Here is a 25,783-nt window from a genome sequence, read left to right on the forward strand (position 1 = left end):
AAGTAAGATGACAAACGATAGTCTGTACCGTTACCTGTTTGACGGTGTATCTGTACGTGGTGAGCTTGTTCAGCTGAGCGACACCTATCAGCAAATCATTTCCAGCAAGGAATACCCGGCACCGGTACAACACCTGCTGGGCGAGCTGCTTGTCGCCACCAGCCTGCTAACCGCGACCCTGAAGTTTGAAGGGTCGATCACCGTGCAACTACAAGGCAACGGTCCGGTAAAGCTGGCCGTGATCAACGGCGACCATAACCAGCAGATGCGCGGTGTCGCCCGCTGGGATGGCGACGTCCAGGCCGGGACTATCACCGACCTGATTGGCAAGGGCCACCTGGTGATCACCATCACCCCGAACCAGGGTGAGCGCTACCAGGGCGTCGTCGGCCTCGAAGGCAACAGCCTGGCGGCCTGCCTGGAAAACTACTTTGCCAGCTCCGAACAGCTGAAAACCCGCATCTGGCTGCGCACCGGTGAAATTGACGGCCAGGCCAAAGCCGCCGGGATGCTACTGCAGATCCTGCCGGACGGCCAGGGCCATGAGAATGACTTCGAGCACCTGGAGCAATTGACCGAAACCGTCAAGAACGACGAGCTGTTTACCCTGCCGGCCCAGGATGTGCTGTACCGCTTGTACCACCAGGAGACCGTGAAGCTGTTTGATCCGCAGGACGTCTCTTTCCACTGCGGCTGCTCCCGTGAGCGCAGCGCCTCGGCGATTTGCTCCATTGAGCGTGACGAAGTCGAGCGTATTGTGGCCGAGGAAGGCCAAATTGCCCTGCACTGTGACTACTGTGGTACCAGCTATGCGTTTGACAGCGTCGATGTCGCGGCTCTGTTCGAAAATGCCGCCACAAACGGTTCAAATCAGGTCCATTAATTATTCTGTCGTAATAACCCTGAAAGTGAGTTACAGAAGCCGGCCGCCTGCCGGCTTTTCTTTTAACTGAAGCACAGTTTATTCCGCCCCACTGAAATTCAACTACGCCTTAAATCCCGCTTTTTTCAATAGAAATATTAATCCGAAACCCTAGCGCAAACGTTTCACAACACTGTAAAATCACCCCATAAAATGAATGATTACTTTTACTTACCCGTAACGTTGAAGTGGTTATTTTTTGATAAACATCCCTGAATTACCCCTTTAGGGTTGCTAGCATGGTCAACAGTTCAACAACATCTTACCCAAGGAGCACCTATGAGCGTCATGAACGTCGATAAGAAGGTTGCAAAAAATATGGATCTGTCTCAATACGGTATCAGCAATGTTACTGAGATTCTTCGCAACCCGTCTTACGAGCAGCTGTTCGAAGAAGAGACCAAGCCAGGACTGGAAGGTTACGAAAAAGGGATTGTTACGGAGCTGGGCGCCGTTGCCGTCGACACCGGCATCTTTACCGGCCGCTCACCGAAAGATAAATTCATCGTCAAAGACGACACCACCAAAGATACCCTATGGTGGGCCGATCAGGGCCAAAACGATAACAAAGCCATTGATCAAGCCGTCTGGAACGATCTGAAAGATCTAGTCACCGAGCAGCTGTCCGGCAAGCGCCTGTTTGTCATTGACGGCTACTGCGGTGCCAACCCGGATACCCGCCTGTGCATCCGGGTGATCACCGAAGTCGCCTGGCAGGCGCATTTCGTGAAAAACATGTTCATCCGCCCAAGCGAAGAAGAGCTGGCAACCTTCGAGCCGGATTTCGTGGTGATGAACGGCGCCAAGTGCACCAACCACAAGTGGAAAGAGCACGGCCTGAACTCAGAAAACTTCACCGTATTCAACCTGACCGAGAAAATGCAACTGATCGGCGGCACCTGGTACGGCGGCGAAATGAAGAAAGGCATGTTCGCGATGATGAACTACTTCCTGCCGCTGCAGGATATCGCCTCAATGCACTGCTCTGCCAACATGGGCAAAGACGGCGACGTTGCTGTGTTCTTCGGCCTGTCCGGCACAGGTAAAACCACCCTGTCGACCGATCCGAAACGTGCCCTTATTGGTGATGACGAGCACGGCTGGGACGATCACGGGGTGTTCAACTTCGAAGGCGGCTGCTACGCCAAAACCATCAACCTGTCAAAAGAAGCCGAGCCGGATATCTACAACGCGATTCGTCGTGACGCACTGCTGGAAAACGTTACCGTGCGCAGTGACGGTGCCATCGATTTCGACGATAACTCGAAAACCGAAAACACCCGCGTCTCCTACCCGATCTACCACATCGAGAATATCGTCAAGCCTGTTTCCAAAGGCGGTCATGCCAACAAGGTGATCTTCCTGTCGGCCGATGCCTTCGGTGTACTGCCACCGGTCTCTAAGCTGACGCCAGAACAAACCAAGTACCACTTCCTGTCTGGCTTTACCGCCAAACTGGCCGGGACTGAGCGCGGCATCACCGAGCCGACGCCTACCTTCTCAGCCTGTTTCGGTAACGCTTTCCTGACCCTGCACCCGACCAAATACGCGGAAGTCCTGGTCAAGCGCATGGAAGCGGCGGGCGCGGAAGCTTACCTGGTCAACACCGGCTGGAACGGCACCGGCAAGCGGATCTCCATCCAGGATACCCGCGGCATTATCGATGCCATCTTAGATGGCTCCATCGAACAGGCCGACACCAAACAGATCCCGGTCTTTAACCTGGAAGTCCCGACATCGCTGCCAGGTGTGGATCCAAACATCCTGGACCCTCGCGATACCTACACCGATCCACTGCAGTGGGAAAGCAAAGCGAAAGATCTGGCCGAGCGCTTTATCAACAACTTTGACAAGTACACCGACAATGAAGAAGGTGCCGCACTGGTTGCAGCTGGTCCACAGCTTGACTAACGGGCAACACCTCGAGCAATGTTTGCGCCCCTCTCCGGAGGGGCGTTTTTTATTGCGATGGCAAAAGCTGCTGAAATAAAACAAAAACTAAACCACGTTCTCACATCATCCCGCTTGCAGCGTACTGAATTTTCGGCCAATCTGAATCCATGCTATAGGAGAACACCATGCGTCTGGCCGGGAAGCTCATTGCAACTTTTATCATTATCAGCCTGCTGGCAACCACCATCCTGCTGGCGCTGCTGCACACCCGCCATGCCGCGCCCCTGATCGACCGCCTCGTCAACGCTTTCACCCCGTATCACATCAATACCACCACGGTGCGCTATCACATCCTGAAACCCTGGCACCTGCGGCTCGACGAGCTGAACATCCGACTTCCTGCCGCCGACGCACAGCCCCCCGAGCCGATCACCATTGCCCGCCTCGAGCTCTGGTTCAATCCCAGGCACCTGTTACGGCCGGGCTGGTCGTTCGACACGGTCTTGATTGACGGCCTCACACTCAGCAGCGCTGCGCCCCTGCAGACACTTCCGGCGATTGAAGCCACCCGCCTGGCCCTGACCAATTTCAACTGGCGCAGCGAAGACCTGACGTTGGCCAACAGCAAGCTCCAGCTCAACCACTGGCAAAGCAGCCCATCGGCCTCCTCGTACACCTACCAGGGCGACGTCCGGCTGGCCGCTGATACGATCCAGTGGCAGCAGCAAACGCTGGAGAATGTGCTGATCGACGGTCAGCGTGACGGAGAGCACTGGACACTCTACGGCTTTTCGTTTCGCTGGCACCAGGCCAATATCAGCGGCCAGGCAGAATACCAACCCGGCCCCGAGGCCCGACCGCTGTGGCGGATCCGCCAGCTCAGCCTGGCTGGCCTGAACCTGCAAGAGCCAACGCTGGCTACCTGGCTCAGCACCCGGTGGCACCAGTACCTGAGCGAGGCACAACCCGACATCTCGGTCGAGCGGCTGGATGTCCTCCACAGCAGTCTCGAGCTGCCGGGGCTGGTCCTCAACAGCGCCAACCTCTCCCTGCGCGACTGGCATCTTGATGGTGGCGGTTTACCTGCAGCGCTCTGGCAACAGCAGGAAGCCACATTGTCATTAGATGCCGACAGCCTGCGCTGGCAGGATCTTGTGCTGGACACACCGCTGGCCGAGCTGGCCTTTCGCCCGCAGCAAGTCCAGCTCACCGGCTTGTCCACCAAACTGCTGGGCGGCTATCTCACCACCGACGGAACCCTGACGCCTGATACCCTGGCCCTCAACCAGTTCACCGCCCGCAACATTCAGTGGGAATTACCACGCAACTGGACAGATCGGTTGCGCCACCTGAGCGCCCCGCTGAGTAATATCAGTGTACAGGAGCTCAAGATCGGCTATACCGCCCTCACCGCACCGGATCCCCGCTGGCCATTTCACCTCAACGGGCTCAATGTCAGCGGCTATGAGCTGCAGCTGAAACGCCGGGGACAACCTGGTTTATGGCAGGGGAGCCTGACGGCCAGCGCCAGCAGCGCCGGACTCAACGGGGTACCGGTTACCGAATCAATGCTGAAAATGACCAGCCAAGCCGGGCAATGGCAGTTGGAGCGGCTGACCCTGTCATTTGAGCAAGGCTTGATGGAAGCACAGGGGCAGATGGCCCTGGTACAGGAAGGGATGCCATGGCAGTTACAACTGAGCAGCGACAGCCTGCCGGCCACCGTGCTACCGCGCTGGTTACAGCTCCCGCTCATGGTCGACGGTATGCTGGATGTGACGCTCAACGCCCAAGGGTTAGGCCAGCATGCAACCGGCCTGGCCTATAGCCTGGCAGGCGAGTTGAACGCTACGCTGCGCCAGCTCCGGCTGAACCGGCAAACGACAGCCCAGCTCTGGCAGCAGTGGCAACAGCCGTCACCGACCTGGTATGCTGCGTCTCAATCCCCCGGCACACCGAGCCCTCAAGACTCAGCGGCCGGATCAGAAAAGGCCCGCAAGGCAGCGCAACAGACGGAACTGTTACAAATCAGCCCGATCCGGCTCCAGGCCGATCGCGGCCGGATCCAGATCCAGCCAATCGATATCAAGGGAGGAAGCTGGTCTGCCACGCTGGGCGGTCGGTGGGATCTGGCCCGGCCCGATGCCCAGCAGCTGGAACTCAATGCCGAGCAGGGCTGTGAGCGCCTGCAGCGGCGCTGGCAGGGGGATCAACAATCGGTGTCGCACACTTCCTGCGGCAATAACATATAGGTGCCGGTAAAGGTTGCCGCCTGCTGCTCGCCACTATAGATCTCCACATCGACCACCACCCGGCCTTTGCGGCCACCGGCCAGGCGATCGAGATCGCCACGCAGGCTTTCGACCCCAGCCAGAGCCCGGGGACGTTCTTTCACCGGAGCTGTGTAGCGGATTTTGCTATCCGCCAGCACGATATCCGCCTGTAGCTTACGCTCTTTAAGCAGCATCCAGACAAAGCCCCAGCCGGCCAGGGTCGCCATGGTGAAAATACTGCCGGCAAACATGCTCTGGCTGGGATTGAGGTTGGCATTGAGGCGGGCGCTGACTTCAAACCGGTAGCCGGTATACTGACTGATGGTGATCCCCATCTTATCACTAATCGGGATCTGGTACTGCCACAGCTCCTGCAGCGCCTGGCACCAGTCCGGGTTACGCACCACTTCATTGAGTGGTTTGAGGGGCTTGACCATCTGCTGGTGGCGGACCGGACCACGCTCTTCGCTCAGCTCCCCCTGATTGACAAAGCCGTTGCGGGCATAGAAAGAAATAGCGTCTTCTCGCGCATTACACACCAGACGTTTCGCCCCTTCCTGGCGCGCCAGCGACTCCAGTGCCATCAGCACCAGCGCCCCCATCCCTTTGTGACGGTAATCAGGATGGACCGCCATATACCGGACCTGCCCTTCGTTATCCGGGGTCATATACAGTCGGCCCACTGCAATCGGCTCCCCGCTATCTGCCACGATCATCCGGTGGTGGCTGAGTTCATCATAGGCATCACGCTCCGAGCCGACCGGCATGTGCCAGGGCTCGCGCAGCATCCGCCAGCGAAAATCATAATACTGTGTCAGCTCCCCGTCCGTCGCCGGGGTGATCAATCGAAACATGCTATCCTTCTCCAACAATTCCCTGTCGGCGCCTCATCCCTGAGCCGCCGGATCGGGTCTGCACAAAGGCACACCCGGTTGCAGATCGATCAGACCTGCAACCAGAATGTCACCGGCCCGTCATTGAGCAGCGCAACTTTCATGTCCGCCGCAAACACGCCGGTTTGGGTGTGGATCTCCTTTGCCTTGCAGCACTCGATAAAATAATTGTACAGACGCTCCGCATCGGCAGGCGCAGCACCGACTGAAAAGCTCGGGCGCATCCCGCTCTTGGTGTCCGCCGCCAGAGTAAACTGCGACACCACCAGCACACTACCGCCAGCTTGCTGCACATTGAGGTTCATTTTTCCGGCGTCGTCTTCAAACACCCGGTACCCTAATACTTTATCCCGCAAACGTTGCGCTTTGGCTTCATCGTCTCCTTTTTCGACCCCCAGCAAAACCAGCAACCCTTTGCCAATGGTCCCGGTGGTTTGACCGTCGACGGTCACACTGGCTTCACTTACTCGCTGGATCAGCGCAATCATGCTTTTGCTCCTTTACTTCTTCACGACTGGATTGCCCGGACGCCGACGCATCCGTTTGGTGTGGTGGCTTGGTATCGGCTGATTTGGCTTTTTGCCGCCCGGCCGGATGCCAGTGTACACCTTCTCCCAGACTGGCGGTAATCTCCGCCCCGAGCAAGACAATGCACCAAACCAGGTAGACCCAGACAAACAGGATAGGCACCACCGCGAGTGCGCCGTAAATCAGCTGATAAGACGGGAAGTTCGTTATATAAAGGGCAAAGCCTTTTTTGCTCAGTTCAAACAGGATACTTGCCGTCAGGGCGCCAATCAGGGCATGACGAAACCGCACCTTGGTATTGGGTACCAATAAGTACAGGCCGAGAAAGGCGCTGGTCGACATGATCACCGGCAAGCCGCGCAGAAACTGCTGCAGGACGCCATTGACCGTATCACTGCCGAGCAGGTTAAGCGAGCCGAGATATGAGCTGATCGCGATACTGCTGCCGAGCAAAATCGGCCCGAGCGTCAGCACCATCCAGTAGATCGAAAAAGAAATCACCGCCCGGCGCTTCTCGCGCACCCGCCAGATATAATTGAGCGAGGTATCGACAGCTGAGATCAGCATCAGGGCAACGACAAACAACGCCGCTATCCCCACCGCGGTCATCTTGCCGGCATTGGCGACAAACTCGTTGAGGTATTGTTTGACCACTTCCCCGGCCGCCGGGACAAAGTTCTCGATCACGAAGTTCTGTAACACTTCGCCCAGTCCGGCAAACACCGGAAACGTCGACAACGCCGAAAGCACCACGGTCACCAGGGGCACCAGCGACAGCAGGGTGACGTAGGCCATTGAGCCTGCCGCCACCGTCAGCCGGTCATGCCCGATCCGCCGTGCCAGATATTGGAAATAAGCCAGAACCGTCGCAGCATGCCGCGGCCAATTCCACTTGCCAGTTTGATGATTGTCAGCCATAGTCTGTGAAATCTATTTATCTGTTTTTATAGTCAAAATAGTTGGTCAGCCAGCAGATGACAACCCACATCGCTGACCGTCCAACCGCGCAGGAGCCTGTTTTATGCGATTTTTGCTCATCGCCCTTCTCAGTTTATCGATCCTACCGGGTTGCCAGAGTGCGTATTACTCGGCCATGGAAAAGGTCGGGATCCATAAACGCGAGATCATGGTCGACCGAGTGACCGAAGCCACCGAAGCCCAGCAGGATGCGCAGGCCCAGTTCACCAGCGCCCTGGACGCCCTCAAGGCGATCCACGCCTTTGACGGCGGCGAGCTGGAGGCCACCTACAATACCGTCAATGATCAGTATGAAGCCAGTCGCGACGCGGCTGACAAAGTCAGCAGCCGTATTGCCGCGATCGAAGATGTCGCCGATGCCCTGTTTGACGAGTGGGAGGATGAGCTTTCCCTCTACACCAGCGCCAACCTGCGCCGGGACAGCGAGCAGAAGCTCAAGCAGACCCGCGCCGCCTACCAGCGGATGCTCAGCGCGATGCAACGGGCCGAGCAAAAAATGACACCGGTCCTCAACACCCTGCGCGACAACACGCTATACCTTAAGCATAACCTCAATGCAGCCGCCATTGGCTCGCTGCAGGGAGAATTCCAATCGCTTCAGCACGATATCCAGCGCGCGATCCATGATATGGAAGCCGCGATTGCTGAGTCTGAGCGCTTTATCGCCCAGCTTGAGCGCGGCTAAATCAGCCTGATCCGGGCCAGTACCCAGCTGGCCCGATCCGCCACCGCGCCCCACGGCACATCCACCACCTGATAGCCCAGCGCCTGATACGTCTCGACCAGTTGCTGATGGATCTGCTCAGCCTCGGCAAAGCTGTGCGGCCGCTCGTTATCCTGCACATAAATCTCACGCCGGGGCGGACAGCAAAACACGCTCGGGTAATAGCCGAGAGCCGCCTGACGGTAGTTGGCCGGGACCGGCTCGCCACCGATGGTCAGGTAGGCACAGATATCACCAATCGCCCGATCGACAAACGCCGGCATAGTGCCTTCCGCCGCCTGTCGTCGTTGCTCGCTCATCGCCGTCAGGCAGAGCCCGGCAAAGGCCGGTAAATCGGTCCAGGGCAAAACCCCCGCGGCACATTGCTGCTGCTCACGGATCAACTGACGGGAGGTTTCCGGAAACACCAGATAGCCTTTGCGCGCAACGGCCTCCAGCAACGCCGTTTTCCCGGCACCGGGACCGCCCGTGATAATAATCGGTTGCATAACGTTTACGCTCTCTCGATGAAACAGCGCCGATCAGGGCCCAGATACAACTATCCCCTCATGGTAGCACCAATGAGGGGATAGTTTCATAACGTTCTGTAAAGGGTTACCCTTTCAGCGCGCTTTCTTTACTTGGCGCCACGGCTTGCACGTTTACGATCCGTTTCCGTCAGCAGTTTCTTACGGATACGAATGCTTTCCGGCGTCACTTCGACCAGCTCATCGTCATCGATGAACTCCAGCGCCTGCTCCAGGGTGTACTTGATTGGCGGCGTCAGCACCTGCGCATCATCAGTGCCCGATGCACGAACGTTGGTCAGCTGCTTGCCTTTCAGGGCGTTTACCGTCAGGTCGTTGTCACGGCTGTGGATCCCGATCACCATCCCTTCGTAAACTTCCACACCGTGACCGATGAACAGACGGCCACGCTCCTGCAGGTTAAACAGGGCGTTGGTCAGCGCTTTACCCGCTGCGTTAGCAATCAGGACACCGTTGATACGCTGGCCAATCTCACCGCCTTTGTGCGGACCGTAGTGATCAAACGTGTGGTACATCAGACCAGAACCTGACGTCAGGGTCATGAACTCAGTCTGGAAACCGATCAGGCCGCGAGATGGCATCATAAAGTCCATCCGGACACGGCCTTTGCCATCCGGAGACATGTCTTTCAGCTCACCTTTACGCAGACCGATGTTTTCCATGATCCCGCCCTGGTGCTCTTCCATCACATCGATGGTCACGGTCTCATACGGTTCCATCAGCTGGCCGTCTTCTTCTTTGATGATAACTTCAGGACGCGATACTGCCAACTCAAAGCCTTCACGACGCATGTTTTCGATCAGGATCGACAGGTGCAGTTCACCACGGCCGGAAACACGGAACTTGTCCGGGTCATCGGTCTCTTCCACACGCAGGGCCACGTTGTGAACCAGCTCTTTTTGCAGACGCTCAAGGATGTTGCGTGAGGTCACGTACTTGCCTTCTTTACCGGCAAACGGGGACGTGTTGACCTGGAAGGTCATGGTCACGGTCGGCTCATCAACCGACAGCGCCGGCAGCGCTTCAACCGCGTTCACGTCACAGATGGTGTCAGAGATTTTCAGCTCACCCAGACCGGTGATGGCGATGATGTCGCCCGCAGTCGCCGCTTCAACTTCATGGCGCTCCAGGCCCAGGTAACCCAGCACCGTACCCACTTTACCGTTACGGGTCTTGCCGTCAGCACCCACCACTGTCACCTGCTGGTTTGGCTTCACGCTACCACGGGTCACACGGCCTACACCGATCACGCCGACGTAAGAGCTGTAGTCCAGCTGGGAGATCTGCATTTGCAGAGAGCCGTCAACATCGACCTCCGGTGCAGCCACGTTCTCAACTATCGCTTCGAACAACGGCTCCATGTCCTCGCCGGTTTCGCCTTCTTCCAGGGTTGCCCAGCCGTTCAGTGCAGAAGCGTAAACTACCTGGAAGTCCAGTTGCTCATCGCTCGCACCCAGGTTATCGAACAGGTCAAACACCTGATCCATCACCCAATCAGGACGCGCGCCCGGACGGTCAATCTTGTTAATGACCACAATTGGCTTCAGGCCATGAGCAAACGCTTTCTGGGTTACGAAACGCGTCTGTGGCATTGGGCCGTCAACGGCGTCAACGATCAGCAGCACCGAGTCAACCATCGACATGATACGCTCAACCTCACCACCGAAGTCGGCGTGTCCCGGAGTATCAACGATGTTGATCCGGTAATCGTTCCAGTTGATCGCTGTGTTCTTAGCCAGAATGGTAATACCACGCTCTTTTTCGATGTCGTTGGAATCCATTACGCGTTCTTCAACTTCACCGCGAGACTCTAACGTGCCAGACTGCTGAAGCAGTTTGTCAACCAGGGTTGTCTTGCCGTGGTCAACGTGCGCAATAATTGCGATATTTCTTAGTTTATCGATCTGTGGATTTGACATGTGTTTTACATTCACTCAGAACATGCAGCGACCGGAAGGTTGCCACGTGGTTAAAAAAACGGCTCATAATCTAACAGATTTTACGTCAAAACCCACCTATTATGTGATTTATATCACCGGCATTTTGATCCAGCCGGACCCGCCCACCGCCTCCCTGCCGCTGAACACTTGATTTCCAGAACAAACCACTGTCACGCCGGCTTCATCTCATTGACAACCCCGCGCCGTAGGCTAATAGTAGAGGCGCGCACCAAAGCGGTGCCAGACTTCCTTCTTGCACTATGTTGGTGCAGTAATTCACTATAATGGTGCAGAGAATGGATTCCGAAGCCCCCCGATCATGCTAAATGGGCGATTTTGGGGCTTTAAAAAGTTGGCACGGTTCTCGCTTTATTCTATGTAAGTGAACACAACGGGTTCACGACCTATTTATTGCGGCCAGTTGCCCAATCTAACACCGGAGGTTATTTAAGATGTCAGTTGAAAACGTACTCGCGCTGATCCAGGAAAACGAAGTCAAGTTTGTTGACCTACGCTTTACCGATACCAAAGGTAAAGAGCAACATATCTCTATTCCTGCCCACCAAATCGATGCTGACTTCTTTGAAGAAGGTAAGATGTTCGACGGCTCTTCGGTGGCTGGCTGGAAAGGCATTAACGAATCCGACATGGTGATGATGCCGGATGCATCAAGCGCGGTATTGGACCCATTTACGGAAGATGCCACGCTGAACATCCGCTGTGACATCCTTGAGCCTGCAACCATGCAGGGCTACGACCGTGACCCACGCTCCATAGCCAAGCGTGCCGAAGACTACATGCGCGCAACCGGCATTGCCGATACCGTGCTGATCGGTCCTGAGCCGGAGTTCTTTCTGTTTGACGACGTGAAGTTTGCCACCGACATGTCGGGCTCATTCTTCAAGATCGATGATGTCGAAGCAGCCTGGAACACCGGCAGCGACATCGAAGGCGGGAACAAAGGTCACCGCCCGGGCGTCAAAGGCGGCTACTTCCCGGTTGCACCGGTTGATTCATCGCAAGACATCCGCTCTGCCATGTGTCTGATCATGGAAGAGATGGGCCTGGTGGTTGAAGCCCACCACCACGAAGTGGCAACCGCGGGTCAGAACGAGATCGCGACCCGATTCAATACCCTGACCACCAAAGCGGACGAGATCCAGGTCTACAAGTACGTCGTCCACAACGTTGCCCACGCATTCGGCAAAACCGCGACCTTTATGCCAAAACCACTGGTTGGCGATAACGGCTCCGGGATGCACGTGCACCAGTCGCTGGCCAAAGACGGTCAGAACCTGTTTGCCGGTGACAAATACGGCGGCCTGTCTGAAATGGCGCTGTACTACATCGGCGGGATCATCAAGCACGCCCGTGCCATCAACGCCTTTGCCAACCCATCAACCAACTCGTACAAGCGTCTGGTTCCGGGTTTCGAAGCACCGGTCATGCTGGCTTACTCTGCCCGTAACCGCTCGGCGTCGATCCGTATCCCAGTGGTACCGAGCCCGAAAGCCCGTCGTATCGAAGTTCGCTTCGGTGATCCGGCAGCTAACCCATACCTGTGCTTTGCCGCGATGCTGATGGCCGGCCTGGACGGGATCAAGAACAAGATCCACCCGGGTGAAGCGATGGACAAAGATCTGTACGACCTGCCGGCTGAAGAAGCTGCGGAAATTCCAACCGTTGCCGAATCCCTGCAGGGCGCACTTCAGGCACTGAACGAAGACCGTGAGTTCCTGACTTCAGGTGGTGTCTTCTCTGATGATTTCATCGACTCTTACATCGCTCTGAAATCTCAGGATGTTGAGAAAATCAACATGACCACCCACCCGCTGGAGTTCGAGCTGTACTACTCAGTTTAAGCAACAACCCAGCGTCGTCACATCACACTTTAGGCCGGCTTCACACGCCGGCCTTTTTACGCTTGCCCTTCTGCGCGACATCCCCCAGGCTTGGCGCACCACCCAACACAGTATCACCGCACAATCACCCGGAGCCCGTATGAAAATCATGACGGTCCTCTCTCTGCTCGCCATCCATACCAGCTTGGCCGCCACATCAATTTATACCTGGCAGGATGAACACGGCATCACCCATTTCTCGGATATGCCCCGCCAGGGCGCCGAAACCGTGGCGCTCGCTCCACCTGCCACAGTCACCCTGAGCGAGCCGGATGAGGCCCATGCCCCACGACAACAGCAGCCTCCCGCGTTGCCCCCGCTGAGCCTGGCGCTGGTATCCCCCACGGATCAGCAAACCCTGCGCGACAACAGCGGAACCGTCATCCTCTCCCTCTCCACCAACCGCCCGCTGGCGGAGCACGAGCAAATCCTAGTGCTGCTCGATGGAGCGCCCTACGCCGCCCCCGAGGCAAGCCTCCACTGGCAGCTGCACAATATCGATCGGGGCAGCCACCGCCTTCAAGTCCAGGCCGTCAAAGACGGCAAGGTTATTGCATCTTCCCAAGCAATCACTGTCTTTTTGCATCGCGCCTCTATGCTCCAGCGAACACCGCCCGGACCCGAGCCCAAATAACACGCCACGGCACAATTTTCCGTGCACGATTGCAGACAGGCAGGTTACACTTAGTTGCACCAATGTGGTGCAATGATCCGTTCTTTGCACGTAACTGAACTGGGACGACAAGGATGAATACAGTGACTGCCTCATTTACACCGCTGATCCTGGACAATATGGTCACGGCCATTTTACTGCTCGACGAAGGACTGACGATCCGCTACGTCAACCCGGCGGCCGAGCAGTTGCTCTCGTATAGCAAGCGCCGGCTCCATCACGCCTACTTCCCGGATTTGCTCCAGCACTCCTCGCTGGACCTCGGGCTGATCCAGGCAACGCTGCAGAGCGGGCAGGGGCTGGCAGACAGCGATGTCACCTTCGTGATTGACGGCCGGCATTACACCCTTGAGGTCAATGCCAGCCCGCTGTCGTGGCAGAAGGCGTTGCTGATCCTGCTCGAACTCAAACCCATAGACCAGCAGCGCCGGATCAGCCAGGAGCTGAGCCAGCATGCCCAGCAGCAAGCCGCCCGGGAGTTGGTCCGCGGACTGGCCCACGAGATCAAAAACCCGCTCGGCGGCCTGCGCGGCGCGGCGCAATTGCTTGAAAAAACCCTGCCCGATCCCAGCTACACTGAATACACTCAGATGATTATCGAACAGGCCGACCGGCTGCGAAACCTGGTCGACCGGCTGCTCGGCCCCCAGCGTCCAGGCGCGCGGAAAACCGATAATATTCACGTCGTGCTGGAAAAAGTTCGCCAGCTGGTGGTACTCGATACCGGCAGCCATATTCACTTTCACCGTGACTACGACCCCAGCCTGCCCGATTTCACCATGGATCCGGAGCAGCTGGAGCAGGCCATTCTTAACATCGTCAGCAATGCCGCCCAGGCGCTGCAGCAGTATGGCGGCGGCAACATCACCCTGAAAACCCGCACCGATCACCAGACGCTGATCCAGGGCACCCGCTACCGGATTGCGGCCAAGGTGGACATCATTGATGACGGCCCGGGGATCCCGGGGGATATCCAGGACACCCTGTTCTATCCCATGGTCACCGGGCGTGAGGGCGGCACCGGGCTTGGGCTGTCGATCGCCCAGAACCTGGTCGACCAGCACCACGGTAAAATTGAAGTGGTCAGCTGGCCGGGACACACCCAATTTACGATTTATCTGCCGATTAAATAGCCCAGCCACACAGGCCATCGGGCTGAACGACAACGAGAGAGGACGTGATATGAGCAAAGGATTAATTTGGGTTGTCGACGATGACAGCTCAATTCGCTGGGTATTAGAGCGAACCCTCACGGCCGCCGGACTGAAGTGCGATACCTTTGCCGATGCGGACAGCGTGCTGGAAGCGCTGGAGCGCAACGTTCCCGACGTGTTGGTGTCGGATATCCGTATGCCGGGCACCGACGGCCTGGCGTTGCTGCGCTCGCTGCACCAGGAGTACCCGTCGCTGCCGGTGATCATCATGACCGCCCACTCCGATCTTGATGCCGCCGTCAACGCCTACCAGGAAGGGGCGTTTGAATACCTGCCCAAACCGTTCGACATTGACGAGGCAGTCAACCTGGTCGAGCGTGCCGTCACCCACAGCCAGGAGCAGAAGCGCCAGCAGCAACCGGAAATCGAAACCAAAAATGCCCCGGAGATCATCGGCGAGGCACCGGCAATGCAGGAAGTCTTCCGGGCCATCGGCCGCCTGTCCCGCTCATCGATTTCGGTGCTGATCAACGGGGAGTCCGGCACCGGGAAAGAACTGGTTGCCCACGCCCTGCACCGCCACAGCCCGCGCAGCCAAAAAGAGTTTATTGCCCTTAATATGGCAGCGATCCCGAAAGATTTAATCGAGTCCGAGCTGTTCGGCCATGAGAAAGGGGCGTTTACCGGGGCCAACAGTGTGCGCCAAGGGCGCTTTGAACAGGCCAATGGCGGCACGCTGTTTTTAGATGAAATCGGCGATATGCCACTTGATATCCAGACCCGGCTGCTGCGGGTACTGGCCGACGGCCAATTCTACCGGGTCGGCGGCCACTCTCCGGTCGATGTCGACGTCCGGATCATCGCCGCCACCCACCAAAACCTGGAGCGCCTGGTAGCCGAAGGGGAGTTCCGGGAAGATCTCTTTCACCGCCTCAACGTGATCCGGGTCCACCTGCCGGCGCTCAAAGATCGACGCCAGGATATTGCGCAGCTCACCCGCCACTTTCTCCAGCGGGCCTCAGACGAGCTCGGGGTCGAAGTCAAAACTCTCCACCCGTCCGCCGAGAGCGTACTGACCGAACTTGACTGGCCGGGGAATGTCCGCCAGCTGGAAAATACCTGCCGCTGGCTGACGGTGATGGCCAGCGGCAACGAAATTCTCCCGGCCGATCTTCCGCCGGAGTTGCTACAGGCCGAGTCCCGCAGCAACGAAGACAACGCAAATGGCCACTGGGAGCAGGCGCTGGAGCGCTGGGCGCGCGAGACCCTGCAACAAGGCAGCCAGAACCTGCTGGGCGAAGCCCTGCCGGCATTTGAGAAAATCCTGCTGGAAACGGCCCTGGCCCATACCCATGGACACAAACAAGAAGCCGCCCGCCTGCTCGGCTGGGGGCGCAATACACTCACCCGAAAACTCAAAGAGCTCAATATCACCACCGACTAGCCACCGTGGACCGCCCGAGCCCTGAAAAATATCCCTTCTGAAGGTATGACTGCCGCGCGGCTCGTGTGGGCAGTCCCCCTCCCTCAGATGCCGGGTTAACCGCACTGAAATAACATTCCCGGGAGATAACGTTTGCATGTTGGTGCCATTTCATCGACTATTTACTCAATATAATCGGCCTCGCTTTTATTCACCTGAAATATAATGCTGAAACATCGTCTGCTGACATTGCGTTTGGCGGTAATGCTCCCCTTTACCGCGTTGTTGCTGCTTACGGTCGGGATCATCGCCCTGGCCCAGCAGCACAGCTATGAGCGCATGCTCGATGCAGTCAGCGGCAAGCTCCTGGGCTCTTATACCCGCAGTATCAGCAACGACCTGCGCCTGTTTCTCGGCGATCCCTTCAACACCAACCTGACCATTGCCGACAGTATTCAGCGCCACCGGCTCTATCAACCGCCTAGCCTGACCGGGCTGGAAGCCTATCTCAAAGATGCCATTTCCAGCCTGTACGACCATCAGCCGCAAATCACCACCATTGGCTTTGGCAGCAAGGACGGCTACTTCATCGGCTTTCGCAAGCAGGGCCTGCGCGATCTGTCGCTGATGCTCAAGGATCGGCGCACCGACAACGAGCTACACATCTACCAGGGCAACAGCCATTACGGTGATCTCCGCTACCGGGTAAGCGATTACGATCCAACCACACGCCCCTGGTACCTGCCGTTTACCCACACCCACAAGCCCGGTTGGGCCGAAGTATACACCAACCAGGATGATATCCAGTCGCTGACGATCTCCGCCGTCAGCCCGGTGATTGATGATACCGAGCACACGCTGATAGGGATGATGGTGACCGATATCAACCTCAGCCATATCAATCAATTCCTGCACCGCGAAAGCCGCAACTTTTCCGGCAGTACCTATATCATTGATCAGGACGGCCGCCTGATTGCCAGTTCGGCGCAGTCCGGCAACGCCCAGTTGATCACCAACCTGCCCCGGCCAGATGCGCTGATCACCGCCAGCCAGCAGTTTATGGCTAAGTCTCACCTGACCGGCCGCGACAGCGCCCGCTCATTTGAGTTTGTCCACAACAAAACCCGCTACTTCAGCCGGATCACCCCCTACCATGATGATCATCAGCTTAACTGGCACATTGTGGTGATCATGCCCGAGAGCGAGTTGCTCGGACAGCTGCCGCAGCTGCAGGAAACCGGCTTGCTGGCAGCCATCCTGCTGGCTGCGTGCGGGCTGATCGCCGGCTTGTTCATCCTGAAGAAAATCACCCAGCCAATCACTGATATTGCGCGGGCCTCGCAGCAGATCAGCGAAACCCACTGGCAAGTCGATCTCCGCCCGACGGTCCGCTTGCAGGAAACCAATCAGCTCGCTTCGGCATTCACCGCCATGTCGGCGCGATTGCAGCACTCATTCAACACCCTGCGCAAGCAGGTGCTCTATGACAACCTGACCGGGCTGCTGAGCCGGGAAGGGTTATTGGAATCCACCAATGCGCCCCATAGCGGACAACAGGCGACCCTGATGATCATCGGCCTCAAGGCCTTCAGCAACATCAACGACAGTATCGGCCACCTCAACGGCGATCAGCTGCTGAAACAGATCGCCCAGCGTCTGCAGCGCAACCTGCCGGGTGCGGCCCTGCTCTGCCGAGTTGACCGCTACGAATTCGCCACCTTCATTCCCGACCTGGGCCCGGACCACGATGCCGAATCGATCGCTGACCTGCTGCTGACCTCTTTTTCAATGCCGTATCGGATCAACGATATCGAGATCATCGTCTCGGCTCGCATTGGCGTGATTAAGGGTATCTTGCAGCAACACGGCATGACCGACTGGCTACGCAATGCCAGCCTGGCGCTCAATGCCGCCAAACGCCAGGACGATCACCCGATCCAATATTTCACACCGGCGCTGCTCGAAGCCTCCCAGGAAAAAACCCGGATGGCTGCCGAACTTAACCGCGCCCTCGCCAACCAGGAATTTGAAGTCCACTACCAGCCGCTGATCGCTTTAGGCGGCGGTGGCCTGTGTGGCGCCGAAGCCCTGGTGCGCTGGCGCAGCCCGAGCCGGGGCCTGGTGCCGCCGTTTCAGTTCATTCCGCTGGCGGAAGAGAACGGGATGATTAACGAGCTGGGCGATCAGATCCTGCGTCAAGCTTGTAAAGAAACTCAGGGGATGCTCGCCTGCGGCGCGTGGCCGGCCGACTTCATGCTGCATGTCAATCTCTCGGTCCGCCAATTGCAGCAGCCCGACTTTGTGGTTCAGCTCAAATCAATTCTGGCCGAAACCGGCTTAGCCACGGCCAACCTGACCCTGGAGATCACCGAATCACGGCTGATCAGCCAACCGCAGCAAGTCACCCAGACCCTGCGCCGGCTGCGACGGCTCGGGATCCATATTGCCATCGATGACTTCGGCACCGGCTACTCCTCGCTGGCCTACCTGGCCGATCTGCCGTTTGACAGCCTGAAAATTGATCGGGCCTTTGTCAGCCAGATGAGCGCCAGCACCAACTACACGCCTGTGATCACGGCCATCATCACCCTGGCCCGCCATTTCGGGGCCGAGATTGTCGCTGAAGGGGTAGAAACCCGGGAGCAGGCTGAACGGCTCCAGAGCCTGGGGTGCCACTACGCCCAGGGTTATTACTACGCCAAGCCGATGCCGCTTCACGAATGGTCAACAGCTCAGGTAAGCATTGCTGAATTTTCAGCCAGCACCGAACAATCAGCGGGCTAACTATAATGATCGTGAATCATTCTTTGCGTATACTGACGCACCAATTTTCAGCGGGATGACGAGTATCATGATTACCAAGCACCTACCTTTAACTGATTTGCACCGCCATCTTGATGGCAATATCCGTATCCAGACCATCCTTGAACTCGGCCAGCAATTTGGCATGGCTTTACCCGGTCATGATATCGAGTCCCTGCGCCCGCATGTGCAGATCGTCGAGGCAGAGCCGAGCCTGGTCGCCTTCCTGTCCAAGCTGGACTGGGGCGTTGCGGTACTGGGCGATCTGGATGCCTGCCGTCGTGTGGCCTACGAAAATGTTGAAGACGCACTCAACGCTCAAATTGACTATGCCGAACTGCGCTTCTCGCCGTACTACATGGCGATGAAGCACCAACTGCCGATCGCCGGGGTGGTCGAAGCAGTGGTGGATGGCGTCAAAGCGGGTTGCCGCGACTTCGGCGTCCAGGCCAACCTGATCGGGATCATGAGCCGCACCTTCGGCACCCAGGCCTGTCAGCAGGAGCTCGATGCACTGCTGACCCAGAAAGACAACCTGGTGGCAGTCGATTTGGCCGGTGATGAGCTGGGCCAGCCGGGCGATCAGTTTGTCGCTCACTTCAAGCAAGTACGTGATGCCGGCCTGCAGGTCACGGTTCACGCCGGGGAAGCCGCCGGGCCGGAGAGCATGTGGCAGGCAATCCGCGATTTGGGTGCGGTGCGGATTGGCCATGGCGTGAAAGCGATTGAAGATCCAGCCCTGATGGACTATCTGGCCGAGCACAAGATCGGCATTGAGTCATGCCTGACGTCAAACATTCAAACCAGCACGGTCGCCTCGCTGGACAGCCACCCGGTGAAGCAGTTCCTGGATCACGGCATCCTGGCCTGCCTGAACACCGATGATCCGGCGGTTGAAGGGATTGAGCTGCCGTATGAATACGACGTCGCTGCGCCGCAAGCCGGCCTGAGCGAAGCACAAATCCGCCAGGCGCAAATCAACGGCCTAGACGTGGCTTTCCTGTCCGACGCCGAAAAACAAGCACTTCGGGACAAAGCAGCACAACGTTGATCCAGCCCGCTAAAAAAATGCAATCAGCCGGATGTTTTTTGAACGATTTCAATTTCATTTCGGCTGATTTTGCGTAAAATACGCCCACTTTCTCCACCTCAGCAGCCCGGTTGCGCGCCCCATAGCGTGCCAACGGACCGGTTGCCGGAGAGCTTCACGATCCACAAACCGACTCAGGACTCAATCATGCTGGACAGTCTTCTCACTTTCAGTGTGGCGCTGCCTGCCGTCAGTGAAGTGGCAGCCAATGGCCCGGGCCATTTTGCTGCCGGTGTGCTGGCGCTGTTAGCCGCCGTCAATTTTTTTGGCAACTGATCGCAAAAGCCCTCACCCTGAACCCATCAGGATGAGGGCTTTTTCATATTTTGCTGGTGCTGCTCCCGGTTAAATGACCCGGGAGAACTGCTGCTGACGCGCCCGATCGCGCAGGTATTTATCGAAACACATACAGATATTGCGGATCAGCAACCGGCCTTTGAGGGTTACCCGGATCGCGCGCTCATCCACCGTGACCAGCTCGTCATTAATAAAAGTCTGCAATAGCTGCAAATCTTCAGCAAAATAGCTGTCAAAGTCGAGGTCAAAGCGGGATGCGATCTCGGTTTTATCGAGCTGGAAATTACAGATCAGCGATTTAATCACTTCTCGCCGGAGCAAGTCATCCCCGTCGAGCGACACCCCTTTCCATAGGGCTTCCCGCTTGTCGCGGACACTGGCGTAGTATTTCTTCAGCTCTTTCTGGTTCTGGGCATAACAGTTACCAATCATGGAAATGGCCGATACCCCCAGCCCCAGCAAGTCGCACTCGCCCTGGGTAGTATAACCCTGGAAGTTGCGGTGCAGGATCCCGTTGCGTTGCGCCACCGCCAGCTCATCATCCGGCAGGGCAAAGTGATCCATCCCGATGAACTGATACCCGGCACCGGTCAGGGTCGCAATGGTATCTTGCAACATCACCAGTTTCTCGGTCGCCGCCGGCAGATCAGATTCCTGAATTTTACGCTGTGCGGCAAACAGGGCTGGCATGTGGGCATAGTTAAACACCGACAGACGCCCCGGCTTCATGGTCAGCACCTGCTGCAGCGTCTTGGCAAAACTCGCCTGATCCTGCTTCGGCAACCCATAGATCAGATCCAAGTTGGTGGAGCGGAAGCCCAATTCTTTGGCACGCGCCACCAGGGCAAAGATAAAGGCTTCATCCTGCTCGCGGTTCACCAGCTTCTGCACTTCTTTATTGAAGTCCTGCACCCCAATACTCAGGCGGTTAAAGCCTTCGCTGCGCAGGTGGTCGAGCATATCCAGCTCGATTTCACGCGGGTCGATTTCAATACTGATTTCGGCATCCGGAGCAAAGGTAAACAGCTCGCGCAGCAATCCGACCAGGCGGCTGATCTGCGCTTTGGTCAAAAACGTCGGTGTCCCGCCGCCCCAGTGCAGTTGGGTCACGGTACGCTCGCCCAGCAGCCCGGCACGCTGACGGATTTCCAGCTCTAAGACATCCAGGTACTGATCGGCCTTGTGCTGATGGCGGGTGATAATTTTGTTGCAGCCACAGTAGTAGCACAGCTTGTGACAGAACGGAATGTGCACATACAGTGACAACGGCCGCTCCGGATACTGGGTACAGGCCATATCAAATTCCGCCGGGGTAAAGGCTTCATGGAACTCCAGGGCGGTCGGATATGAGGTATAGCGGGGGCCTGAATAGTTGTATTTTTCTATCAGCGCCTGATCCCAAATTATCTGCTCATTTGACATGACGTATTTCCACTACTGTTCTGGGGTTAATTGCAAAAGCCAAGTGTGCCACAACTGAGTAAAGATGTAGATATTTTACTTATTACAGTGTGCGGAAATGATGACTCGCTCAGAGTTTGCGGCCTTACCTGCCCGGACTGTGGTGTCAGCTTACAGTATAGATAAGACCGCGTGCCGCAGGGATGCGGCATTGAGAGGTAGGTGGATCAGGCCTTCAGGGCCAGGACTAAGTCCAGCTCGCGTTTGATGTCATTCATTAGCCGGGATTCGGCTTTCATTCGCATCATGTCGAGCTTCATCCGCTCACGCTTTTCCAGCGTCTTGCGGGCTTCACCGCGCGGCATATCCTTGACCACCTCGTAGAGCTCGTGCATAGCCGGGTACGTACTGGCAAAGTCAACCTGGCGATCCCCCTGCAGCACTTCCATCAGCTTGTACAGCCGGATGGCAACTTCCGACATATCACACTCATCCTGCTTCCCGGCCTGGGCAATAATCAGCACGCTTTCCATGATATTGGCATTGCGCTGCTCAATCCCCTCAGCCTGCACGCGTTCCGCCCGGGCCAAGAAGGCCTGATGGCGCTGGTGCTGCTGATAAAGTTTAAACAGCAGATAACCGGCATACCCCGCCAGCACGGCAACCACCGAGCTGGCCAGTCCAAACCACAACGTCAAATTCTGCAAGGCTTACTCCTTGTCGAAATCGTCAAAATCCATGTTTTCAAATTTATCCAGCAAATCGTCTTCCTGGCTCGGCGCCGTTTCGACCACCACTTCGGCTTCGTCGTCTTCCAACAGGCCCAGCTGGCTCATCAGCTGCTCAATCCGATCCAGTTTCTGGTCCACCTGCTTTTGCAGCCCGGCGCCCAGCTTCTCACCGGCTTCGATGCGATCGAGCAATACCATCAACTGGGCATCATTTTCCAGCATCGCCAGCTCCTGCTCGGCGCTGAGACGGCGATCTTTCTTGGTCATCGGCTTCTTGGCCTCAACGATCAGCGGCACCGGCTTCTTACTGCCATGGCGCGGATCTTTGGCCCGCCCCTGGCTGCGGCCATTGACCACTGCCGCGTCGGAGTGACGGCTGCCGGACTTCAGGCCTTTGCGCTTGCGTGCTTTTTTGCGCAGGCGACCATCCTGATCATGCTGGCTGGTCGATTTCGGGGTCAATACAGCCGGGCCTTCTGAGCCCGGTTTACGGCTCTTTTTCTTACGGGTCATTACTGGGTTTTCCTCAGCAAAATTACATCATTTCCAACAAATTCTACATTCAGGCCATCTCGCCGGGCCAGAAAGCGAAACGTTTCGCGGCTGAAAAAGCTCACGTGGGTTGGGTCGTTCTTGTAGTGCCAGCTTGCAAAAGCATCGGCATCTGTCGCCAGCTTGGTCATCAGGCCCAGCCATCCGCCGGGCCTGACCATGTCGCGCAACAGCGCCCATTCCTTCGCTGGCGTGTAAAAGTGTTCGATCGCCTCGGTACAGGTGACAAAATCATAGGTCCGCGCCAGTACCGCCGGCTCGTTGGCAAAATACGGATCGTAAATCGCCATCTGGTGTCCCATCTCTGACAGCATTACCGACAGCGTCGGGCCGGGACCGCAGCCAAAATCCAGCCCGGACCGTGATGCAGGCCCCAGCCGCTCGGCCAGCGGCGCCGCCAGGCGGCTGAGAAACCGTCGGTAGCCCTGATCCGCCGGGTTGTTCTCATGCTGATCATAGACCGCCTTTTCCTCATCCGGGGCCAGCAGCGCCGCCGGATCGGCAAATATCAACGCACAATCCCGGCAACGGAAATAAGCGCGCAGACGATCTTCAAAAAACGCCTCAGCCGACGGGCAATGGCACAGCGGGCAGGTGTGCATGTCTTCCTTTCTCCTTCGCGCCGAACCACCCAGGCTGCCCTGGTCATCCGGCTTAAAATGAAGCGGCGTATCATAGCAGATCCGAATACGAAATGCGCATATTTGCGCCGCCCTCCCGCAAAACGGGCATGAAAAAAGGCAGCCGAGGCTGCCCTTATTTCACGTATACTGGAAACGGGTTATTTAGTGTAGGCCACCAACGTACTGAGACAGGGCGGTAATTTCTTTATCTGTCAATTTCGCGGCAACCGAGCGCATCATCGCGTTCATGTCATTGCTGCGGTCACCGGCACGGAATTTCTCCAGCTGCAGTTTGACATATTCGGCATTCTGGCCGGAAATTTTCGGGAAGCCTGAGAGGCTTGTACCATTACCGCGCGGACCATGACAGGCTGTACACGCCGCAATACCACGCTCAGCATCCCCGAAGCGATACAGGGTCTGGGCGATTTCAATAGAAGACTCCGGCGTCGTGTTGTCAGAAACTGGCAACGAAGCGTAGTAAGCAGCTAGATCCGCCATATCCTGCTCACTCAGAGGCATCGCCATTCCACCCATCACCGGATCGTTACGACCTTGCTTTCCACCGGTACTCATCGCCAGCTTGAAATCCTTCAGCTGTTTTTCCAAGTAGCCAGCATGCTGGCCTGCGATTTTCGGGTATTGCGCCATAATGCTGTTGCCATCTGCTCCATGACAAGCGGCACATGTCGCGGCTTTTGCTTTTCCAGCTTCCACATCTCCCTGGGCCCAGGCTGAGCAACTGGCAAGAAGAGTCAATATCAGTGCTAATTTCTTCATGACATTCCGTTATAATTATTGAGCTTCCAGTACCACAAGTAATGCTCAGTTACATGGTATACAATAAGACCACATAGCGAGCACGGTTTCGCACATTTTACACCATTTCACATAAAAGTAATCAGTCGACTACATGAAGACTTGACGGAGTTAACAGTGAATCAAACTCTCAACTATAGAAATACCGGCTTTATCACAAGTGCACCGACTATTCGTCACTTGCCAAACGACACAGGCGTTGAGATCGCATTTGCTGGCCGCTCCAATGCAGGGAAGTCAAGTGCCCTGAACCGGATCACCGATCAGAAAAGTCTGGCCCGGACCTCAAAGACCCCGGGACGCACCCAGCTGATCAATATGTTCGAAGTGATCCCGGGCTGTAACCTGATCGACCTGCCGGGTTACGGCTATGCCCAGGTGCCGCTGGAAATGAAGCTCAAATGGCAGGAGTCGTTGGGCGAATACCTGCAAAAGCGCGAGTGCCTGCAAGGCCTGGTGGTGCTGATGGACATCCGCCACCCACTCAAAGATCTCGATCAACAGATGATCATGTGGGCGATCGAAAGTCGCCTGCCGGTGCTGGTCTTGTTGACCAAGGCCGACAAGCTGAAAAGCGGCGCCCGCAAGCAACAACTGATGAAAGTTCGCGAGACCGTGAAAACCTTTGGCGGCGATGTTCAGGTGGAAGCCTTCTCTTCGCTCAAGGGGATTGGCGTCGATCAGGTGCGCCGCAAACTCGATGATTGGTTTGCCCCGGAGCTGGAACGCCAGCAGGCACTGCTCGATATGGCCGACACCGGACTCGATACCGACACGCTCGAATAACCCCCTGTCCGGCACTCGTCTTCCCAAGGCGAGTGCCGTTCCTGAACGCACCTTTTCCCGGCTCTTCCGCCGCCCAGCCCCCTTCAAACCACCCTGCGCCTGCCGTATCCAACCCGATGAGCCTGCCCCCAGCCGGTGTAACAGGCCCGCATTGTTTTGTTATACAAATTAAGGGCGCCGCACATTGAGCAGGCTGGAAGTTTATTACATTTTAATGAACGGAATAGACAATAGCCGGATAAAAAAAAGCCACCTCAAGCGGAGGTGGCGATGTCATGGATGTGCTTGGCAGCCGGCGTGTCAGCCCGCTGGCAAATAACAAATATGAACAAGAAGCAGTCATGATTATACCGAACCCAAGCCGAGATTAAAGTAATTACTCTAATATTTTTGTTGCACATTGTTTCAAATACACTGCGGCTCAGTTGGCATGGATGGCCAGCGTTTACACCGATCCCATCACTTAGTGTTCCTGACGGTAGTCGTTGTTGAAACCCAGATTAGGTAAACACTGCTGATATTCCAGTCAAATTTCAGAAGATAGAAGAGAAATAACGCATCAACCCGCAGTAGCGCACTGCAGCAGCACATCACCGATCAAGCGTGGGAGAACATCAAGGAAAGCAAACAGAACACAACAACAAGCGGGAATGGATTTTTCCGGCGCTGAAATAAAAAACGCCCTGGTCAATCGACCAGGGCGGCTGAATCAGCCAAATCCAATAACGTGAAACAAAAGGTCTGAAAGATAGAACATCTTACCTCTGTACCCTACGCCGATAACTGTATATCAATTGCTCAGATTTGAAAAGCCCTTTCTGTAGTTTTTTTTCAACATTGCGTAACTAACTTA

General features: G+C 56.6%; 23 protein-coding genes. 12 read left to right on the plus strand and 11 right to left on the minus strand.

Annotated features, from left to right (window positions below):
* The first annotated feature begins 7 nt into the window (after positions 1 to 7).
* From hslO to NNL38_RS15395, 3 genes are all read left to right on the plus strand, one after another.
* Positions 8 to 883, plus strand: a complete 876-nt coding sequence (gene hslO / locus NNL38_RS15385; protein ID WP_255388855.1) for an Hsp33 family molecular chaperone HslO — start codon at positions 8 to 10, stop codon at positions 881 to 883.
* 318 nt (positions 884 to 1,201) lie between these two features.
* Positions 1,202 to 2,833, plus strand: a complete 1,632-nt coding sequence (gene pckA / locus NNL38_RS15390) for a phosphoenolpyruvate carboxykinase (ATP) (protein WP_255388856.1) — start codon at positions 1,202 to 1,204, stop codon at positions 2,831 to 2,833.
* A gap of 167 nt (positions 2,834 to 3,000) precedes the next feature.
* Positions 3,001 to 5,067: an AsmA family protein gene (locus NNL38_RS15395; protein WP_255388857.1), complete on the plus strand. Its 2,067-nt coding sequence runs from the start codon at positions 3,001 to 3,003 to the stop codon at positions 5,065 to 5,067.
* On the opposite strand, the gene NNL38_RS15400 is transcribed toward NNL38_RS15395, so the two are convergent.
* From NNL38_RS15400 to NNL38_RS15410, 3 genes are all read right to left on the minus strand, one after another.
* Positions 5,025 to 5,942 (minus strand): bifunctional GNAT family N-acetyltransferase/hotdog fold thioesterase, encoded by a 918-nt coding sequence (locus NNL38_RS15400; protein ID WP_255388858.1) that lies wholly within the window; start codon positions 5,940 to 5,942, stop codon positions 5,025 to 5,027. The two genes, NNL38_RS15395 and NNL38_RS15400, sit on opposite strands and share 43 nt — an antisense overlap.
* A gap of 89 nt (positions 5,943 to 6,031) precedes the next feature.
* Positions 6,032 to 6,469 carry a D-aminoacyl-tRNA deacylase gene (dtd, locus tag NNL38_RS15405; RefSeq protein WP_255388859.1) on the minus strand — a complete coding sequence of 146 codons (438 nt, stop codon included), beginning with the start codon at positions 6,467 to 6,469 and terminating at the stop codon, positions 6,032 to 6,034.
* Positions 6,441 to 7,427 (minus strand): virulence factor BrkB family protein, encoded by a 987-nt coding sequence (locus NNL38_RS15410; protein WP_255388860.1) that lies wholly within the window; start codon positions 7,425 to 7,427, stop codon positions 6,441 to 6,443. Before NNL38_RS15410 ends, dtd begins: the two co-directional genes overlap by 29 nt.
* A 103-nt stretch (positions 7,428 to 7,530) precedes the next feature.
* Between NNL38_RS15410 and NNL38_RS15415 the strand changes: the two genes are divergently transcribed.
* Positions 7,531 to 8,172, plus strand: a complete 642-nt coding sequence (locus NNL38_RS15415) for a DUF2959 domain-containing protein (RefSeq protein WP_255388861.1) — start codon at positions 7,531 to 7,533, stop codon at positions 8,170 to 8,172.
* On the opposite strand, the gene NNL38_RS15420 is transcribed toward NNL38_RS15415, so the two are convergent.
* Together NNL38_RS15420 and typA are read right to left on the minus strand one after the other, a co-directional pair.
* On the minus strand, positions 8,169 to 8,699 hold the full coding sequence (locus NNL38_RS15420; protein WP_255388862.1) for an AAA family ATPase: 531 nt from the start codon (positions 8,697 to 8,699) through the stop codon (positions 8,169 to 8,171). The genes NNL38_RS15415 and NNL38_RS15420 overlap by 4 nt on opposite strands.
* 128 nt (positions 8,700 to 8,827) lie before the next feature.
* The gene (gene typA / locus NNL38_RS15425) at positions 8,828 to 10,657 is read right to left on the minus strand and encodes a translational GTPase TypA (protein ID WP_255388863.1); all 1,830 of its coding nucleotides are present in this window, start codon (positions 10,655 to 10,657) and stop codon (positions 8,828 to 8,830) included.
* A 473-nt stretch (positions 10,658 to 11,130) separates the two neighbouring features.
* Here typA and glnA point away from each other — a divergent pair, with 473 nt between their 5' ends.
* The 7 genes from glnA to NNL38_RS15460 all read left to right on the plus strand — a co-directional run bounded on the left by glnA (position 11,131) and on the right by NNL38_RS15460 (position 19,997).
* The gene (gene glnA / locus NNL38_RS15430) at positions 11,131 to 12,540 is read left to right on the plus strand and encodes a glutamate--ammonia ligase (protein ID WP_255388864.1); all 1,410 of its coding nucleotides are present in this window, start codon (positions 11,131 to 11,133) and stop codon (positions 12,538 to 12,540) included.
* 139 nt (positions 12,541 to 12,679) lie between these two features.
* Positions 12,680 to 13,213 carry a DUF4124 domain-containing protein gene (locus tag NNL38_RS15435; protein WP_255388865.1) on the plus strand — a complete coding sequence of 178 codons (534 nt, stop codon included), beginning with the start codon at positions 12,680 to 12,682 and terminating at the stop codon, positions 13,211 to 13,213.
* Positions 13,214 to 13,335: 122 nt separating this feature from the next.
* Complete coding sequence (gene glnL / locus NNL38_RS15440; protein WP_255388866.1) at positions 13,336 to 14,385, plus strand: nitrogen regulation protein NR(II); 1,050 nt, start codon at positions 13,336 to 13,338, stop codon at positions 14,383 to 14,385.
* A gap of 49 nt (positions 14,386 to 14,434) precedes the next feature.
* Positions 14,435 to 15,850 (plus strand): nitrogen regulation protein NR(I), encoded by a 1,416-nt coding sequence (glnG, locus tag NNL38_RS15445; protein ID WP_255388867.1) that lies wholly within the window; start codon positions 14,435 to 14,437, stop codon positions 15,848 to 15,850.
* Between the two features lie 204 nt (positions 15,851 to 16,054).
* Positions 16,055 to 18,613 carry a bifunctional diguanylate cyclase/phosphodiesterase gene (locus NNL38_RS15450; RefSeq protein WP_255388868.1) on the plus strand — a complete coding sequence of 853 codons (2,559 nt, stop codon included), beginning with the start codon at positions 16,055 to 16,057 and terminating at the stop codon, positions 18,611 to 18,613.
* A 67-nt stretch (positions 18,614 to 18,680) separates the two neighbouring features.
* Positions 18,681 to 19,682, plus strand: a complete 1,002-nt coding sequence (gene add, locus NNL38_RS15455) for an adenosine deaminase (protein ID WP_255388869.1) — start codon at positions 18,681 to 18,683, stop codon at positions 19,680 to 19,682.
* A 186-nt stretch (positions 19,683 to 19,868) separates the two neighbouring features.
* Positions 19,869 to 19,997, plus strand: coding sequence for a hypothetical protein (locus NNL38_RS15460; protein WP_255388870.1), 129 nt, complete (start codon positions 19,869 to 19,871; stop codon positions 19,995 to 19,997).
* A gap of 69 nt (positions 19,998 to 20,066) precedes the next feature.
* Here NNL38_RS15460 and hemN read toward each other — a convergent pair whose 3' ends face one another.
* The 5 genes from hemN to NNL38_RS15485 form a co-directional block, all read right to left on the minus strand.
* A complete protein-coding gene (hemN, locus tag NNL38_RS15465) occupies positions 20,067 to 21,440 on the minus strand; it encodes an oxygen-independent coproporphyrinogen III oxidase (protein ID WP_255388871.1) in 1,374 nt (457 codons plus the stop codon).
* A gap of 206 nt (positions 21,441 to 21,646) precedes the next feature.
* Positions 21,647 to 22,126: a DUF2489 domain-containing protein gene (locus NNL38_RS15470; protein WP_255388872.1), complete on the minus strand. Its 480-nt coding sequence runs from the start codon at positions 22,124 to 22,126 to the stop codon at positions 21,647 to 21,649.
* A gap of 3 nt (positions 22,127 to 22,129) precedes the next feature.
* Positions 22,130 to 22,663: a Der GTPase-activating protein YihI gene (gene yihI / locus NNL38_RS15475; RefSeq protein WP_255388873.1), complete on the minus strand. Its 534-nt coding sequence runs from the start codon at positions 22,661 to 22,663 to the stop codon at positions 22,130 to 22,132.
* Positions 22,663 to 23,304 carry a class I SAM-dependent methyltransferase gene (locus NNL38_RS15480; RefSeq protein WP_255388874.1) on the minus strand — a complete coding sequence of 214 codons (642 nt, stop codon included), beginning with the start codon at positions 23,302 to 23,304 and terminating at the stop codon, positions 22,663 to 22,665. Before NNL38_RS15480 ends, yihI begins: the two co-directional genes overlap by 1 nt.
* A gap of 183 nt (positions 23,305 to 23,487) precedes the next feature.
* Positions 23,488 to 24,105 carry a c-type cytochrome gene (locus NNL38_RS15485; RefSeq protein WP_255388875.1) on the minus strand — a complete coding sequence of 206 codons (618 nt, stop codon included), beginning with the start codon at positions 24,103 to 24,105 and terminating at the stop codon, positions 23,488 to 23,490.
* Between the two features lie 156 nt (positions 24,106 to 24,261).
* Here NNL38_RS15485 and yihA point away from each other — a divergent pair, with 156 nt between their 5' ends.
* Positions 24,262 to 24,930: a ribosome biogenesis GTP-binding protein YihA/YsxC gene (gene yihA / locus NNL38_RS15490; RefSeq protein WP_255388876.1), complete on the plus strand. Its 669-nt coding sequence runs from the start codon at positions 24,262 to 24,264 to the stop codon at positions 24,928 to 24,930.
* Between the two features lie 709 nt (positions 24,931 to 25,639).
* Here yihA and spfP read toward each other — a convergent pair.
* Positions 25,640 to 25,687, minus strand: a complete 48-nt coding sequence (gene spfP / locus NNL38_RS24855) for a small protein SpfP (protein ID WP_438616993.1) — start codon at positions 25,685 to 25,687, stop codon at positions 25,640 to 25,642.
* Between the last annotated feature and the right edge of the window lie 96 nt (positions 25,688 to 25,783).

Source organism: Photobacterium atrarenae (assembly GCF_024380015.1).
Taxonomy (GTDB): Bacteria; Pseudomonadota; Gammaproteobacteria; order Enterobacterales; family Vibrionaceae; genus Photobacterium; species Photobacterium atrarenae.

Bases quoted from the DNA above. Each gene is read 5' to 3' on its own strand.
- yihI (WP_255388873.1), bottom strand. From the start codon at position 22,663: ATGACCCGTAAGAAAAAGAGCCGTAAACCGGGCTCAGAAGGCCCGGCT.
- NNL38_RS15485 (WP_255388875.1), bottom strand. From the start codon at position 24,105: ATGAAGAAATTAGCACTGATATTGACTCTTCTTGCCAGTTGCTCAGCC.
- NNL38_RS15395 (WP_255388857.1), top strand. From the start codon at position 3,001: ATGCGTCTGGCCGGGAAGCTCATTGCAACTTTTATCATTATCAGCCTG.
- glnA (WP_255388864.1), top strand. From the start codon at position 11,131: ATGTCAGTTGAAAACGTACTCGCGCTGATCCAGGAAAACGAAGTCAAG.
- NNL38_RS15420 (WP_255388862.1), bottom strand. From the start codon at position 8,699: ATGCAACCGATTATTATCACGGGCGGTCCCGGTGCCGGGAAAACGGCG.
- NNL38_RS15450 (WP_255388868.1), top strand. From the start codon at position 16,055: ATGCTGAAACATCGTCTGCTGACATTGCGTTTGGCGGTAATGCTCCCC.
- pckA (WP_255388856.1), top strand. From the start codon at position 1,202: ATGAGCGTCATGAACGTCGATAAGAAGGTTGCAAAAAATATGGATCTG.
- hslO (WP_255388855.1), top strand. From the start codon at position 8: ATGACAAACGATAGTCTGTACCGTTACCTGTTTGACGGTGTATCTGTA.
- dtd (WP_255388859.1), bottom strand. From the start codon at position 6,469: ATGATTGCGCTGATCCAGCGAGTAAGTGAAGCCAGTGTGACCGTCGAC.
- NNL38_RS15415 (WP_255388861.1), top strand. From the start codon at position 7,531: ATGCGATTTTTGCTCATCGCCCTTCTCAGTTTATCGATCCTACCGGGT.
- typA (WP_255388863.1), bottom strand. From the start codon at position 10,657: ATGTCAAATCCACAGATCGATAAACTAAGAAATATCGCAATTATTGCG.
- NNL38_RS15435 (WP_255388865.1), top strand. From the start codon at position 12,680: ATGAAAATCATGACGGTCCTCTCTCTGCTCGCCATCCATACCAGCTTG.
- add (WP_255388869.1), top strand. From the start codon at position 18,681: ATGATTACCAAGCACCTACCTTTAACTGATTTGCACCGCCATCTTGAT.
- glnG (WP_255388867.1), top strand. From the start codon at position 14,435: ATGAGCAAAGGATTAATTTGGGTTGTCGACGATGACAGCTCAATTCGC.
- NNL38_RS15410 (WP_255388860.1), bottom strand. From the start codon at position 7,427: ATGGCTGACAATCATCAAACTGGCAAGTGGAATTGGCCGCGGCATGCT.
- hemN (WP_255388871.1), bottom strand. From the start codon at position 21,440: ATGTCAAATGAGCAGATAATTTGGGATCAGGCGCTGATAGAAAAATAC.
- NNL38_RS15480 (WP_255388874.1), bottom strand. From the start codon at position 23,304: ATGCACACCTGCCCGCTGTGCCATTGCCCGTCGGCTGAGGCGTTTTTT.
- NNL38_RS15400 (WP_255388858.1), bottom strand. From the start codon at position 5,942: ATGTTTCGATTGATCACCCCGGCGACGGACGGGGAGCTGACACAGTAT.
- NNL38_RS15460 (WP_255388870.1), top strand. From the start codon at position 19,869: ATGCTGGACAGTCTTCTCACTTTCAGTGTGGCGCTGCCTGCCGTCAGT.